Genomic DNA, 12,211 nt, shown 5'->3' with positions numbered 1-12,211 from the left:
CCAGGTTCGTCTTGGAATCGACCACCGCCGGAAGCCTGACCGAAGCGATTGCCGCCACGGCCGACCGCGAATCTGCAACGACCCTGGCATTCCTGCAGGATCTGATCCGCTTGGCGCGCCAGGGCGAGGATGCCATCCAGGACCATATCGCCGCCGCCTTGCGCGACCTGGGCTGCCGGATCGAGGAGTTGCGCTACCGCCCCGCCGAGGTACCCCTGATCGAGGAATTCGCCGTCGGCCACGCGATTCCGCCGCGCGAACGCCGCAGCGTGATCGGCATCCTGCCCGGCACCGGCACGGGCCGCAGTCTGATGCTGTTTGCGCATCCCGACCCCGAGCCGCTGACCGGTCTGGATCGCTGGCAGCGCGATGCCTTTGCCGCCACGGTGGAAGCCGGGCGGCTTTACGGCTGGGGCGCCGCCGACGACCTGGCCGGCATCGCCATGATGGTGCAGGGCCTGCGCATTGCGCTTGCGGCCGGCATCCGACCAGGCGGTACCCTCACGCTGGCCAGCACGCCGAGCAAGCAGCATGCCCGTGGCGTTGCCGCGGTGCTGCATGGCGGCTACAGCGCCGATGCCGCCCTGTATCTGCACCCGGCCGAATCCGGCGTGGGCATGCAGGAGATCAAGGCCTTTGCGCCCGGCCAGCTGGAATTCCGCATCACCATTGCCGGGCGCCTGCCGGAGACGCAGGAGCCGGCGCATACCGCCTTCGCTCACCTGGCCATCAACCCGCTCGACAAGGCCTGGCTGGTTTGCGAAGCCCTGCGCGACCTTGACCGAGTGCGCGGCGAGCGGGTGCGGCACCCGGCGCTGCAGGCCGCCATCGGCCGGTCCACCAACCTGCAGATCTCCAATATCCAGTGCGGCGACCCGTCGCGCCTCAGCCGCCTCGACAGTCTCTGCACGATCGGCTGCGCTCTGTCCTTCCCGCCGCCCGAACGCCTCGATGCCGTGAAGAGGGAGGTCGAGGCCGCCATCCACCGGGCGGCCGCCGCCGATCCCTGGCTCAACGCCCATCCGCCGCAGATCGAATGGATCGCCGGCGTCGGCGCGGCGGAGACCGCGCCCGACGATCCGCTCTATGCGCTTGTTGCCGACGCAGTAACGGCAACCACGGGACTGGTGCCGCGGGTCAATCCGCTGCACACCGCCAGCGACATCCGCAATCCCATCATCCAGAAGGGCATGCCCACGGTCGGCCTGGGGCCGCTCTGCGGCAGCCTGACCATGGCCGGTGCCCAGGACGAATGGGTCGATGTCGCCGATTTCCAGCGCGCCGTCCGCGTGACGGCAACCGTTATCGCACGCTGGTCGCGCTGACCCTGCGGCCGCGCCCTATTCCTTCACGGCGCCGGTCATCGCCGAGACGTAATGCTCGACGAAGAAGGCATAGAGAATAACCAATGGCAGCGACCCGACCAGGGCGCCAGCCATCAGCGAGCCCCAGCGATAGATATCGCCATCGACGAATTCGTTGACGATGGCCACCGGTACCGTCTTGTTGGTCACCGACTGCAGGAAGGTGAGCGCATAGATGAACTCGTTCCAGCATAGCGTGAAGCAGAAGATGAAGGCCGAGATCAGGCCGGGTATCGAAAGCGGCAGGACGATCTTGGTCAGAATCTGCCAGCGCGACGCGCCGTCGATCAGCGCGCATTCCTCCAGCTCAAACGGGATGGTTTTGAAATAGCCCATCAGCAGCCAGGTGGAAAACGGGATCAGGATCGTCGGGTAGACGAGGATCAGCGCCAGCGGGCTGTCGAACAGACCATACTGGAACACCACCGTGGCCAGCGGAATGAACAGGATCGAGGGCGGCACCAGATAGGCGAGGAAGATCAGCCCGCCGACGGTCTGCGCGCCCCGGAAACGCAGGCGCACGATGGCATAGGCGGCCAGGACACTGGCGATCAGCGATAATGCGGTCGCGCCGGCGGCGACATACATCGTGTTCCATAGCCATCGCGGATAATTGGACTCGAACAGAAGTTTCTTGATGTGCTGGAATGTCGGCTCCCAGGTCCAGAACGGGCTGACCCGCTCCATGTCCAGCAGCTGTTCGTTCGGCTTGATGGAGGTGAGCGCCATCCAATAGAACGGAAACAGGAGAATCACCAGGAACAGACCCAGCGGCAGGTATAGCGTCACCAGCCGCCGCGGTATGGATTCCAGATAGCTCATGCCCTCGGAGTGGTCGTTCGCCGCCACGCTGGCTGCACCCGTTGCCCTGATGTCAGTCATTGTCGGACCCCTGCTGCCATTTCCGCCTTTGGAGGCCGAACCACGAAATCATGATCGCGCCGAGCAGGAACGGAATCATCGCCGTGGCAATGGCCGCGCCTTCGCCAAGCTGCCCCGCTATGATGCCACGCTGATAGGACAGGGTGGCCATCAGATGGGTCGCGTTCACCGGACCGCCGCGGGTCATGGCCCAGATCAGCTGGAAGTCGGTGAAGGTGAAGAGCACCGAGAATGTCATCACGACAGCGATGATCGGCGTCAGCAGCGGATAGGTGATATGGCGGAAGCGCTGCCAGGGCGTGGCGCCATCCAGCGTCGCAGCTTCATAGAGCGACGGCGAAACCGTCTGCAGGCCGGCAAGCAGGGTGATGGCGACAAAAGGCACGCCGCGCCAGATATTGGCGAAGATGGTGGACCAGCGCGCATTCCAGGGATCGCCGAGGAAATCGATATTGGTCGTAATCAGGCCCAGCTTCTTCAGCGACCAGGAGAGGATGGAGAACTGGGAGTCGTAGATCCACCAGAAGGCGATGGCCGACAGCACCGTGGGCACGATGAATGGGATCAGCACGGCGGCGCGGATCAGCGCCTTGAAGGGGATATGCTTGTTCAGCAGCAGCGCCAGGTAGAGGCCGGCGACGAATTTCACCGCACTGGCAACGATTGTATAGAGCAGCGTGTTGAAGACGGAGAGCCAGAAGGTCGAATCGCCCTGCAGCCACTCGTAGTTCTCAAGACCGATGAACACACCGCCGCGGCCGATCTTGGTGTCGGTAAACGACAGCCACACGCCGAGGCCCAGCGGGTAGGCGAGGAAGAGCACCAGAATCCCCAGTGCCGGCAGCATGAACCAGTAGCCGAGCCAAGTCCGGTTCGACTTGAGCTGGCTCCAGGCGCTGACCTCCATCTTCTGTGGCGGGCGCCGGACCATCGGTTTATCGATCACATCAACCATGCGTTTCCCGATCAAATGCCGTGCTGGAAAAGAGAGAGCCACGGGCAGGGTGCTGCCCGTGGCTCATGCTCCTCAGCGATAGATTCGCTTGGCCTGCCGTTCGGCGACGGCAATGGCGCCCTTGATATCCTCGCGACCGGTTGCGTAATTCGCAAACATGTCGACGACGATGAAATCGGCAACCACAGCCGCCGCTTTCTCGCCAAGAGAGCCAAGCCCACCGGGCGTCAGCGTCCGCTTCGACACGTCGCGATACGGCGTGCGCTTGGGATCCGACGTCCAGACCGGGTTGCTGTCATAGGCGTTGAGGAAGTGCGACAGATACCCCTGCGCCGCCTCGACCCACGGATTGAAGTTTTCCGCCTCCAGCATGAACGCCGTGAAGGCCTTACAGGCCTGCGGCGCCTTGGTGAAGTTGAAGGTCAGGATCGGGAAGGCCAGATGCAGTTCAGTCGGCTTGCCGACCGGGCCGACCGGCATATAGGCATGATTCATGTCATCGGCGACGGCCTTGTTTTCCTTCTGGGCCGCCACATAGACCGAAATGCCGTTCGAGGTGAGATGCAGATCGCCGGACACGAAGATCTTGTTGTTCGACGAGTCATTCCACGACGCGGTGCCGGGAATGAAGTTCTCATACAGCGCCTTCACAAACTCCAGCGCCTTCGCGGTCTCGGGCGAATTGATGATAACCTTGTCATCCTTGTCGACCATATTGCCGCCATGCGACCACAGCGCCCAGTGCAGCCAGGTGTTGGCATCGCCCGAGGCATGACCAAGCGCGAAACCGGCCGGCGTGTTGTTCTTCTTGAGCGCCTTAACCAGCTCAAGGAAGCTGGCGGTGTCTTTCGGGAATTCCTTGAAACCGGCCTTCTCCATCGAGGAGATGCGGTAGTTCATCAGGCCGCCCGTGGTTGCCACCGGAATACCGATCCACTTGCCACCGGACTTGCCGTACATTTCCGCCGCTGGCGTCCAGCCGCCATATTTCTTGCCGAGATAGTCGGCGACGTCGGTCTGGTCGAGGCATTTCTGCGGGAAAAGATGCGGCAGCGAATAAAGGCCCCAGACCATGTCGAGGCCCTGGCCGGTATTCGCGACCACCGAGGCTTTCGGCTGGATGTCGTCGAACGACTCGTTCACGACATTCACCTCGACCCCAGTCGCGGCCTTGAAGGCGCTCACCATCTTCATGAAGGCAGCATCTTCGGCTTCAACGAAACGGCGCCAGCGCATCAGGTTGAGCTTGGCGCCGGCTTCGGGTTTCCAGGGCGCGGTCTGCGCCCAGGCTTTGGCCCAATCCATGAACGCGCTGCTGCTGAGCATGGCCGCAGCCGCGGATCCTTGAACGAATGTACGACGAGTAATGTCTTTCATCAGTCGCTTCCTCCGTTGATTATCAGGCGTTCAGCCTTTTTCCAGTCGACGCGTCAAATAGGTGGGCAAGCCCTGGGTTGGGTTTGAGCCGGATCTTGTCGCCCGGTCTGAATTTGTGGCGTTCGTGAAATACGGCGATGACATCGTCGCCACCAAGCCGGGCAGCAACCATGATTTCGGATCCGGTCGGCTCGACGACCCGCACTTCGGCTTCCGCGCCATCATCGGCGAGGGCGAAATGCTCGGGGCGGATGCCATAAACCGCCGGGCGCCCGGCAGACCCCGCAGGTGCGTTCGACAGCGGCAGATGCAGACCGCCATCGCTCTCGAAACTGCCGCCATTGATCTTGCCGCGCACGAAATTCATGGCCGGAGAGCCGATGAAGCCGGCCACGAACTGGTTGTCGGGCCTGTCGTAAAGGTCGAGCGGCGCGCCGATCTGCTCGACGCGGCCGTCATGCATGACCACGATCTTGTCGGCCATGGTCATGGCCTCGACCTGGTCATGCGTCACATAGACGGTGGTGGTCTTGAGCCGCTGGTGCAGCTCCTTGATCTCGGTGCGCATGGCCACACGCAGCTTGGCATCAAGATTTGACAGCGGCTCGTCGAACAGAAAGACCTGCGGATCGCGCACAATGGCGCGGCCCATGGCCACGCGCTGCCTCTGGCCACCGGAAAGCTGGCGCGGATAGCGGGCCAACAGCGGCGTCAGGCCGAGGATGCCGGCTGCCTGATGGACGCGTTGGTCGATTTCGCTTTTTTCGGCGCCACGCAGCATCATGGAAAAGGCCATGTTGGCTTCCACGGTCATGTGGGGATAGAGCGCGTAGTTCTGGAACACCATGGCGACGTCCCGCTCTTTCGGCGGAACGTTGTTGACCACATGGTCGCCAATTGAAATCTCACCGCCCGTAATGTTTTCGAGCCCGGCGATCATTCTCAGCAGCGTGGATTTGCCGCAGCCGGAAGGCCCGACGAGCACGACGAATTCGCCATCGGGGATATCGACCGAGATGCCGTGCAACACATGCGTCGCGCCGAACGCCTTCCGGACGTCGCGGCAGAATACACCGGCCATTATGGCTCTCCTCCCTATATCTGATATATTTGTTAGGAGGCATCCTATAGCCGGCGCCGCACCACCAGCAAGCGAGGAAGCGGCACACCAGACCTTCGCCGCATGCCGGCCAAGTTTACCTGCAGCGTGAAAGTTGCAGCGCGATCAGGCTTTTTTCCGCGTCGCTGCACCGCGATGGTGGACCAAACCTGCCGCAGGCGCGAACGTCGCCGTGCGGCACTCCGTTTAGTAAAACAGGTCAGCGGGTCTGAAGGTTTAGTAAACTGCTTGCGCGGCATGCTGCATTGCAATTGCGCCCATCATCCCGGTGCGTATTGTTCGCGCGCGCACACGGACGCGGCCTGCAGCAGCCAGTCTGTTCGTTCCCGGTGTCAGATCTCAGGTTAATTGAGAACAAAGCGGCTGATTCCCACGAGCCGCACCGGGAATATTGATAAGGCATACCTCTATTGTCTGAGTTAGATATCCCTAAATAACCAGAAATATTGGGAATTCCCGCCGCCCCCTTGGGATCACGGTCTGAACTGTGAGACGGCACCCAGCCCGCCTGGTGGCCATGCCTGTGGTCACTCACCCAAGGCCTGTATGAGGGCGGCTTCAACACTGCCTATGACAGAGACGCCGGCTGCCACATCCAAGCTGGCCGTCAGGCCGCCAAGCCCTGCCCCACCAATGACGATAACGTCGGCATCATCATGGTGCCGGCAATCCGCAACAGCCTGATTCAGCGCCCCGATGGCAAGATTCGGCTGCTCGGCGACGATAGTGCCAGTGGTATCGATGGTGCGAATGCCGGCCAGGACCATGTCACCCTGCCGCAAGAGCGGCGCCACCATCGGCGGCAGCAGATCACGCCATTGCGCACCGGCGGTCACGATCCCCAGCCGCCGACCGTGGCGGCCTGCCGCCAGCAACGAGGCTCCGAGCAGGCTGCAGACCGGAACATCCATCATCTGCCGTACCGCCGCGACCCCAAGCTCGGCAAAACAGCCCATGACGATGGCATCAAACATTTTACCTTGGTCGATGCACAGGTTACGCACCATCGCGATTGCCGCTGCCTCCCCGGCCCGCATGGTCTGCGGGTCACCCAGATATGCCGGTCCGCCAATGGCAGTCTCGACATGAACGGTCGCTCGACCGGCAAGGATCGCATCGGCGACCTCGCGCAGCCGCTGGCTGACTGCGGCAGAGCTGTTCGGATTGACGATCAGAAGACGCTTAGCGCGAGACATGACCCAGCATGCGGCGGTCCAGCACCAGGATGACCACCAGGGTGATGGCGACGATAATGCCCGAGACCGAGGCCACGCGCACATCCAGGTTGGAGTCGAGCAGAATCCACAGGTTCACCGGCAGGGTCTCGACCCGCGGATCCGACAGCATCAGCGAAACCGGCACATGGTCGATGGAACTCAGGAAGGCGATCACGGCGCCACCCAGCAGACCGGGCCGGATCAGCGGCAGCGTGACATTGAAGAAGGTGAACACTCGGCTCGCTCCCAGGCTGGCCGAACAGTCGAGCAGGACCGGATTCAGCTGCTGCACCGCGGCCGAGACCATGCGGATGACAAAGGGTGTAACGATCACCGTATGGCCGATAGCCAGACTCCACAACGCGGGCCGCAAGCCCAGCAGTGAGAGCAGCAGCAGCAGCGCCAGGCCGAGCGACATGGCCGGGAAGACCATTGGCGACATGAACAGCGAATCGAGCGCCACCGCCCAGGCCGATTTGCGCCCCGCGATGGCAAGCGCGGCCAGGGTGCCGAGCGTGGTGGAGGCCAGCGTGGAGATCAGCGCCACCTGCAGGCTGATCCAGGCCGAAGTGGCGATCTGCGGTGAATTCTCGAACAGCTCGATATACCAGCGCACCGACCAGGAGCGCGGCGGGAACCGCAACAGGAAATCGCCCGTAAACGACATGACCAGAATCACCAGCGTGGGCGCGACCAGCAGGATCACCGACGCCGCGGCCAAAAGGCCGACCACGGTTTCATAGCTCAGGTTCCGCAGTTTAAGCATCCATGCCCCGCAGGTATTTGCGCGAGTATCGGTTCATCGCGAATACGATGGCCAGGATGGCGATAGCAAAGACGATGGAGAGCGCCGCCGCGGCATTCCATTTCTGCACGCCAATCGCCTGCTGGTAGATCAGCAGCGGCATGAAGATCTGGCGGCCGCCGCCGACCAGGGTCTGGCTGACAAAGGCGGTGGACGATCCGGCAAAGGTGAGCAGAAAGCCGGCGATGGCGCCGGGCAGCGACAGCGGCAGGATCACGGTGCGGAAAATGTAGAACCGGCTGGCACCCAGCCCTTCGGCCGCCTTCACCAGGTTGTCGTTGATGCGCGCCAGAGAGGCGTTGATCGGCAGCGCCATCAGCGGCAGGAAAATCTGCACCAGCGCCACGATCAGGCCGGTGCGGGTGTAGAGCATGCGCAGCGGCTCCTCGATCCAGCCGATGCTCATCAGCGAAATGTTGATGACGCCTTCGCGGCCCAGGATGATCATCCAGGCAAAGGTGCGCACCACCGTGTTGGTCAGCATCGGCAGCAGGATCAGGAACACGATGATGGCCCGGCCGCGCGGACCACAGCGCATGAACAGCAGGCCGATCGGATAGGCCGCCAGCATGGTGGCAAAGGACACCTGCAGGCCCAGCACCAGAGTGTCGGACAGGATCCCCAGATTGAAGCCATTGGTCAGCGCCGCAACGTAATGCGCCAGGGTGAAATCGAAACCTCTGGTCGATGCCGACAGGCTGATGATGACCAGGATACCCACCGGTACCAGATAGGCGACAGTGAAAAGCAGCGCGAGCGGCGCAGCCGAGAGATATCCCGATGCCGTGCCGCTCGCGCGCATGATCAGACCCGGATTTCCTGGTTGAACCGTTCGACCCAGGCCGGGCGGCTGGCGATGAACTTGGTCCAGTCGAGGAAGATGCCGCGCTTCAGCACATCACCGACGGTGGCACCCACATCGCGGTTGAAGCCGGTGAGCGCGACTTTCGGGTTGGCCGGCATCATGATCCAGGGCGCCGCTTCCAGCTGGGCCTGCACGACGGGATCGATCAGCAGGTCGATCACCTTCTGCGCCAGCTCGGGGTTGCGGGAATTCTTGATCACCGAAGCCGTCACCGTCTGCAGCGGCAGGCCGCTGGACGGCACGGCAAAGGCGATATCGGCGCCACGCGCCTTCAGGGCGGCGACATTGTTGAAGAAGTTCGGCGCGATATCGACCTGACCCTGGCTGAGCGCCGTGGTGAGGGCGCCCGGGTTGGGCGGAATGGCGCCGACATTGGCCACCAGTTCCTTCAGCGCGGCGAAGCCCGGCTCGATATTGGTCTCCGAGCCGCCGCGCAGCTTGGCCACCTCGATCAGGAAGGTGGTGCCCAGCGTGGAGGCCGGACCGACGATGCCGACGCGGCCTTTGTATTCGGGGTTCCACAGGTCGTTCCACGAGGTCGGCGGGGTTTTGATCTTCTTCGGGTTATAGGCAATGCCGATGGAGGTCAGCGCCATCGCCGGGCCGAAGCCGTCCGGGTCGCGCAGATTGGCCGGCATGTCGGCATAGTTGGGGCTGTCCTTCTCGAGGAATTTCTCGAGCAGCCCGTCCTGCTTGGCCGTGATGATCGGTCCGTTGTCCCAGATCGCGACGTCGAAGGGCGGGTTGCTGCGCGAGGCCTGGATGCGGCCGATCAGGTCGGTATTCAGCATCGGCGAGAAAGCCGAGGTGGCGCCGAACTTCTGCCGGATCTGCGGCCCGACAACGGCCTTGAAGCCCTCGTCGACGCTGCCCGGGTAAGTGGCGATGAAGACCTCTTTCGACTGCGCCATGGCGGGAAATGCCCCGGCCATGGCACTGCCGGCGAGTATGCCAAGCATGGTACGGCGATCGATCTGCATGTGGTGTCCCCTTCTTGCCTGTCTGGTTAGTGGTCTGCGGAGGTGGATTGGGTGCCGGCGGAGTAGATCGTGCAGGCGGCCGGATCGCGGATCGCCATATGGACCAGCTCGCCCGCCGTGTTGCGGATGCCGCCGCGCTGATGCGGCTGGGTGAACTTGAGCACGGTGCCGGTTGCAGTCTCGGCTTCGATCACATCCATGGAGCCGAGCGGCAGCACCTGACGCACGGTGGCGGTGAACAGGCCGCCGGCGGCGTCGGTCAGGCGCAGGTTTTCCGGCCGCACCGACAGGTAGACAGCGCTGCCCGGCGCCAGCTCCTTGTCGCTGGGCAGCGTGCAGGCGGCGCCGGTATCGAGTATGAGGCCGATGCTGCCGCCGTCGCGGTTGCGCAGGGTGGCACGCAGCAGGTTGGCATGGCCGAGGAACTGGTTGACGAACAGCGTGCGCGGCCGGTCATAGAGATCGGCCGGACTGCCGAGCTGCTCGATGCGGCCCTGATTCAGCACCACGACCTGGTCGGCCATCGACAGCGCCTCTTCCTGGTCATGGGTCACCAGGATGGACGTCACGCCGGTCCGCTGCAGCAGCGCCTTCACCTCGATCTGCATGTCGAGCCGCAGGCTCTTGTCCAGCGCCGAGAAAGGTTCATCCAGCAGCACGATCTTGGGTTCGACCGCAAGCGCGCGCGCCAGTGCGATGCGCTGCTGCTGGCCGCCCGACAGCTCGCCGGGTAGGCGATTGCCGAATTTCTCCATCTGCACCAGCCGCAGCATCTCGGCGGTGCGCTCGGCCACGACAGCCGCGGGCTGGCCACGGGCGCGCAGGCCATAGCCGACATTCCGGGTGACGCTCATATGCGGAAACAGCGCATAATTCTGGAACACGATACCGATGCTGCGTTCGGCCGCGGCCATATCGTCGATGGCCGCGCCGTCCACCAGGATCGATCCGGCCGTCTGGCGGATGAAGCCGGCGATCACCCGCAACAGCGTGGTCTTGCCGCAGCCCGATGGACCCAGCAATGCCGTGAGACTACCTGGCGGAATGTCGAGCGAAATCTCGGTCAGCGCCGGCACGCCCGCATAGGCATGCGAGACGCGCGACACGGTGAGCTGGTGACCGCGTGTCGCCGTCATGGCACGCCTCCGGTGGCGGCGATGTTGTTGCCGGTCACCATGGCCGCGTAATAGTCATGGGCGATCGGACAGCTCAGGGATTTGAGGTACACCGCCTCGATGGCATTCTTGAACGGCGCGGTGTCGACCTGCGACGAAGTCAGCTGATCGATCAGTTCCGCATGGGCGGCCTGCGCTTCCCGCAGGATCGCTGTCTCGTCGATAGTGGTCAGCCGACCGTCGCGCATCACGATCTGGCCATCCACCATGGATAGGGCAAGATTGCTGCCGCGCTCGGCATAGACGATCTGGCGCACCGGGTCGTTCAGCGGCGTGAAGGTGGTGGAATCCAGGCGGTAGCCGACGAGATCGGCCTTCATGCCGACGGCGATCCGGCCGATCTCCTTGCCCATGCCGAGCGCCGCCGCGCCGCCTTCGGTGGAGGCGCGCAGGATTTCCGCCGCGGTCAGCCACTGCTTCATGTCCGGACTGGCCAGGTTGGGCAGCACGGCGCCTATGCCCATGGCGTTCAGCATGTTGACGCCGAAGGGCAGGCCGACACCGTCGGTGCCCATGCTGACATTGATCCCGGCATCCAGACAGGCGCGCACCGGCGCGATGCCGGCGCCGATGATGGCGTTGCTCCAGGGATTGTACTGCACGGTGGCGCCAAGATCGGCGATCAGGGCGATGTCGCGTTTCGACAGCCAGACGCCGTGGATCAGCGTGGTATCCGGCTTGATGAAACCGATCTCCGCCATATGGGCGACCATCGACTTGCCGTAGAATTCATGGCCCGTCACGATCTGCATGCGGGTTTCCTGGCAATGCGTCATCACCGGCAGGGCCAGATCGTCGGCCAGCCGGCGGCAGCGCCGCAGGAAATCATCGGTGCAGCGATGCGGCGCCGATGGCGCCACCAGCACGCCGACGCGTGAGGAGGCCGGGTGGTGGCTGCCGGCCAGATCGGTCACCAGATCCAGCAGGGTTTGGGCCTGCGGCCGCGGCAGGGCCCGCAGTTCGGCCAGCAGCTCCGCCGGGAAGCAGTCGTCGAGATAGGGATAGCTGTCGACCACGGCGCGGTCGATCATGCTGAAACCGACCAGCGCCCGCACGCCGGTATCCGCATAGGCCTGCAGCGCCGCGTCCACATGCTCGCGCGAGAAGGTCTGGCCCAGCGACAGGTCGTCCACCAAGGTGGTGACGCCGGTGCGCAATGACTCGATGGCGCCGATCATGGTGCGCAGATACATCTGCCGCGGCGTGATCTGCACCGGGCGCCGCGGCCGGATCAGCGCCATGGCCACTTCCATGGTCAGGTTTTCCAGGCAGCCCTTCAGGTAATGATCCCAGGAATGCAGGTGACCGTTGACCAGGCCGGGGGCCAGCAGCAGGCGCGTTGCATCGACCACCGTGTCGGCGGCCGTGGCCGGCACCGTGCCGGCCGGCTCGATGGCGGCAATGCGGCCGTCCCTGATCACCAGGTCGGCGTGCCGTGCCGCACTGCGGCTGTCCGGCAATACCTGCGCTC

Annotated in this window: 11 protein-coding genes; 1 reads left to right on the top strand and 10 read right to left on the bottom strand. The window is 63.6% G+C overall.

What is annotated here, in order from left to right:
* Positions 1-11 precede the first annotated feature (11 nt).
* Complete coding sequence (locus AC1ROT_RS13015) at positions 12-1,325, top strand: M20 family metallopeptidase (RefSeq protein ID WP_492999457.1); 1,314 nt, start codon at positions 12-14, stop codon at positions 1,323-1,325.
* Positions 1,326-1,340: 15 nt separating this feature from the next.
* On the opposite strand, the gene AC1ROT_RS13010 is transcribed toward AC1ROT_RS13015, so the two are convergent.
* From AC1ROT_RS13010 to AC1ROT_RS12965, 10 genes are all read right to left on the bottom strand, one after another.
* Complete coding sequence (locus tag AC1ROT_RS13010) at positions 1,341-2,246, bottom strand: carbohydrate ABC transporter permease (RefSeq protein WP_492973362.1); 906 nt, start codon at positions 2,244-2,246, stop codon at positions 1,341-1,343.
* On the bottom strand, positions 2,239-3,201 hold the full coding sequence (locus AC1ROT_RS13005) for a carbohydrate ABC transporter permease (RefSeq protein WP_492999455.1): 963 nt from the start codon (positions 3,199-3,201) through the stop codon (positions 2,239-2,241). Before AC1ROT_RS13005 ends, AC1ROT_RS13010 begins: the two co-directional genes overlap by 8 nt.
* 72 nt (positions 3,202-3,273) lie before the next feature.
* A complete protein-coding gene (locus AC1ROT_RS13000; protein ID WP_492973364.1) occupies positions 3,274-4,506 on the bottom strand; it encodes an ABC transporter substrate-binding protein in 1,233 nt (410 codons plus the stop codon).
* Positions 4,507-4,600: 94 nt separating this feature from the next.
* Positions 4,601-5,659 (bottom strand): ABC transporter ATP-binding protein, encoded by a 1,059-nt coding sequence (locus tag AC1ROT_RS12995; protein ID WP_492999454.1) that lies wholly within the window; start codon positions 5,657-5,659, stop codon positions 4,601-4,603.
* Positions 5,660-6,225: 566 nt separating this feature from the next.
* Positions 6,226-6,894, bottom strand: coding sequence for an aspartate/glutamate racemase family protein (locus tag AC1ROT_RS12990; protein ID WP_492999453.1), 669 nt, complete (start codon positions 6,892-6,894; stop codon positions 6,226-6,228).
* Positions 6,881-7,681 (bottom strand): ABC transporter permease, encoded by an 801-nt coding sequence (locus tag AC1ROT_RS12985; protein WP_492999452.1) that lies wholly within the window; start codon positions 7,679-7,681, stop codon positions 6,881-6,883. Before AC1ROT_RS12985 ends, AC1ROT_RS12990 begins: the two co-directional genes overlap by 14 nt.
* Complete coding sequence (locus AC1ROT_RS12980; protein ID WP_492973368.1) at positions 7,674-8,522, bottom strand: ABC transporter permease; 849 nt, start codon at positions 8,520-8,522, stop codon at positions 7,674-7,676. Before AC1ROT_RS12980 ends, AC1ROT_RS12985 begins: the two co-directional genes overlap by 8 nt.
* A gap of 2 nt (positions 8,523-8,524) precedes the next feature.
* On the bottom strand, positions 8,525-9,565 hold the full coding sequence (locus AC1ROT_RS12975; protein WP_492999451.1) for an extracellular solute-binding protein: 1,041 nt from the start codon (positions 9,563-9,565) through the stop codon (positions 8,525-8,527).
* A gap of 26 nt (positions 9,566-9,591) precedes the next feature.
* Positions 9,592-10,701, bottom strand: coding sequence for an ABC transporter ATP-binding protein (locus AC1ROT_RS12970; protein WP_492999449.1), 1,110 nt, complete (start codon positions 10,699-10,701; stop codon positions 9,592-9,594).
* Entirely contained in the window at positions 10,698-12,200 is a 1,503-nt protein-coding gene (locus tag AC1ROT_RS12965; RefSeq protein ID WP_492999448.1) for an amidohydrolase family protein, read from the bottom strand. The genes AC1ROT_RS12970 and AC1ROT_RS12965 overlap by 4 nt, the downstream gene beginning before the upstream one ends.
* Positions 12,201-12,211: the final 11 nt, after the last annotated feature.

Source organism: Ferrovibrio sp. GW821-FHT12E11, assembly GCF_058806975.1.
Note: the sequence above shows the minus strand (reverse complement) of the source record. Positions and strands in the feature narration are given on the sequence as shown.